1 protein-coding gene is annotated in these 444 nt (G+C 63.1%); it reads right to left on the reverse strand.

Features of this window, described 5'->3' with window-relative positions; genetic code table 11:
* The coding region (gene serB / locus I5W_RS28835; protein WP_044531830.1) for a phosphoserine phosphatase SerB at window positions 1–444 on the reverse strand (444 nt) is incomplete at both ends.

Here is a 444-nt window from a genome sequence, read left to right on the forward strand (position 1 = left end):
CCATCGCCCATGACGATGGCCTGGCTTGGTTCGGCACCGATCTCGCGGCAGATGCGCTCCACCGTTGCACGCTTCTCGTCGGCATTGACGATACCGCCGACCACCTTGCCGGTGAGCTTGCCGTCGGCCACTTCCAGCGTGTTGGCGTGGGTGTAGTCCAGGTTCAGGCGTGCCTTCATGCGGTCGGTGAAGAAGGTGAATCCGCCTGAGACCAGCAGCGTCTTGAGGCCGGCGGCCTGCACTGCCTTGAGCATGTTTTCCGCGCCCAACGACAATTGCAGGCGCTCATCGTAGACACGCTGCAGCGCGCCTGCATCCAGGCCCTTGAGCAATGCCACACGGCGGGTCAGGCTTTCGTTGAACTCGATCTCGCCGCGCATGGCGGCTTCAGTGATCTCGGCCACCTGCGGTTTCAACCCCTGCATGTCGGCGATCTCGTCGATG

This window comes from Herbaspirillum sp. B65, from assembly GCF_000333555.1.
Taxonomy (GTDB): domain Bacteria; phylum Pseudomonadota; class Gammaproteobacteria; order Burkholderiales; family Burkholderiaceae_D; genus Herbaspirillum; species Herbaspirillum rubrisubalbicans.